A 2,157-nucleotide genomic window follows, 5' to 3' on the forward strand; every position below is an offset into this window, starting at 1 on the left:
AGTTCTCAAACAAGAGCATCTCAACGATATTCACATACTGGTATTGCGGCAGGCTTGGGAAGGACACTCTTATCCAGAGATTGCCAAAAGCGCGGGTTATGATGCCGAATACATTAAGTTTGTTGGCTTTCAGTTATGGCAAGTTCTCAGTCGGCTATTTGGAGAAAAAGTCACCAAGAGTAACGTTCAGTCAGTTATGCGACGGAAAGCGCAACAGGCGCAAGTAACCGTCGCACTACCAAATAGCCAAATTAGTCACAATATAAACAAACAAATCGATCGGAGTGGTGCGATCGCCCTTTCTTTATCCAACTGACACAAGAGCGATCGCTACGAAACTTGGTACAACCGAGGCATAGCATTGAGTAATTTAGGACGTACTCAAGAACCAGAAGCTCGCTTTAAGCAAGCAGAGGCGCTGAAACTTAATAACCAGTTATATCATGTCCGATCGGGTTTGCGATCGTTTTCAGGTGGTTTTGGATCTGGGTTGCTGGTTGAGATGACTCGCTATTATCAGCGATCGCAGTTAGCTCATTAGCTCCTTTAGCCTGACTCAAGCAGTCCTTGACATTCCCAAACAAATCGCAGTTTATAGAAGTGTTTTTGGTAAATTTCAGATCGTTCGTTCCTTGCTGCTTAACTGAATACTTGATCAATACCTCCTCTAACTTTTCCAAAGCAGCGACCGCTTTTTCTTTTTCAGTATTTACCCCCGTAACCTGCAATATAACTTTTCTGACTTCCTCGAAACGACTGCGGTCTAAAACTAAAACAGTGCCTTCTGGAATTATTAGATCGGTTGTTCCTTCCGGACTCTCTGATTTTGTTTCCACTTCCTTTTGTAGGGTTTCAACAGCCGCGAGCGCCTTGTCTATCTTAGCAATATTATTTTTTCGCTTGATTTTTCTTTTCTTTTCACTTGCCTCTTGCTGAGTGATGGCTATTAAGAATCGATCTTGCAAGGAACGGAAGACAGCAGTGCCTGTCGAACCAGCGAGTAAGGACATTGCTAATAAAGTCAATACGGTCTTTGGTTCGATATACGCCATAGCAGGAACAGCAGCACATGCACCAATAATAATTCTTGCAAAAATGCCCAAATCAATTACATTCGGTGGAGTAGCGTAAGCAAGTTCTGCTGCGAAGTCATCCTCCGTGGGTGCGTGGGGTCGCTCAATATTGCCTTGCAGGTTCAGCAACTCAAAAACAATCCCGCCAACTCCTCCAGCAATTAGCATCACTAAAAGCACTACGTAAAATTTGGGATTGTCTAGAGACTTGCTTATTAAAATTTTTTCGACATCCCAATCTGTTTGGTCAACCTGAGTAGAACCTAGTGGTGGCGATGCCTGCGGACTTGGTTTATCGCTCTGGGCGTAGGCATCTGTGACACCTATGCTACTGGCTAGGAATAACCCAATCAGAATACATTTTATGCGTTTCATATTTTAGTTTCTCACTTTGTGGAAAATTTTTAGTTTTAGCGATCGCTTTCTACTATTCCAGATAACTAGGATGCGATCGCACTTCATATCCCTACTAAAACAAGAGCGATCGCGTGTCTCATTGATGAGTACCGAAGGGTGAGTAAGTATTTGGCACTAATCAACGAATACATCTGCTCCTCCAGAACCTGTTAATCCAAAAGTCCCTGCTTTTTTATCACGACCTTCTCTAGTAACACAGCAGCCACTTTCATAGACAAAATTACCGACCACATTAGTTTTTTTGTCTCACGAGAAGACCAAAAGGTGATAAAACCAAAATACTTACAGCAAGAGTTAGCGAGAATTTTTTATTGGGCATTTTCATAAAATATCCTTCTCTCTTAATATTGCTATTCACTGGTTAAATTTACCTTGATTCAGTAATAACTCGGATGCGGCAGAGGCGTCTGTGAGAAAAAGTTATAAATAGTTATATCCTGAGTGCAAAATATGCTATACTTTTTAAGTATAACTGCTTAAATTTCTCCACTTGGGGACAGGAACCACGACCCTTGCGCTAACACACCCGATAATTTTAAATAAATGACGATCGACGAAGCACTGATTTTCCTCGACTCAGTTCTCAAACAAGAGCATCTCAACGATATTCACATACTGGTATTGCGGCAGGCTTGGGAAGGACACTCTTATCCAGAGATTGCCAAAA

The 2,157-nt window shown here is 42.0% G+C and carries 1 protein-coding gene and 1 pseudogene; one reads left to right on the forward strand and one right to left on the reverse strand.

Features of this window, described 5'->3' with window-relative positions; genetic code table 11:
- Positions 1-316 (forward strand): annotated as a pseudogene (locus ACUVJL_RS31570) (hypothetical protein); the annotation flags it as partial.
- Between the two features lie 109 nt (positions 317-425).
- Here ACUVJL_RS31570 and ACUVJL_RS31575 read toward each other — a convergent pair.
- Positions 426-1,448, reverse strand: coding sequence for a hypothetical protein (locus ACUVJL_RS31575; protein WP_445249442.1), 1,023 nt, complete (start codon positions 1,446-1,448; stop codon positions 426-428).
- Positions 1,449-2,157 lie beyond the last annotated feature (709 nt).

It is taken from the genome of Microcoleus sp. OTE_8_concoct_300, from assembly GCF_031383065.1.
Classification (GTDB): Bacteria; Cyanobacteriota; Cyanobacteriia; order Cyanobacteriales; family Microcoleaceae; genus Microcoleus.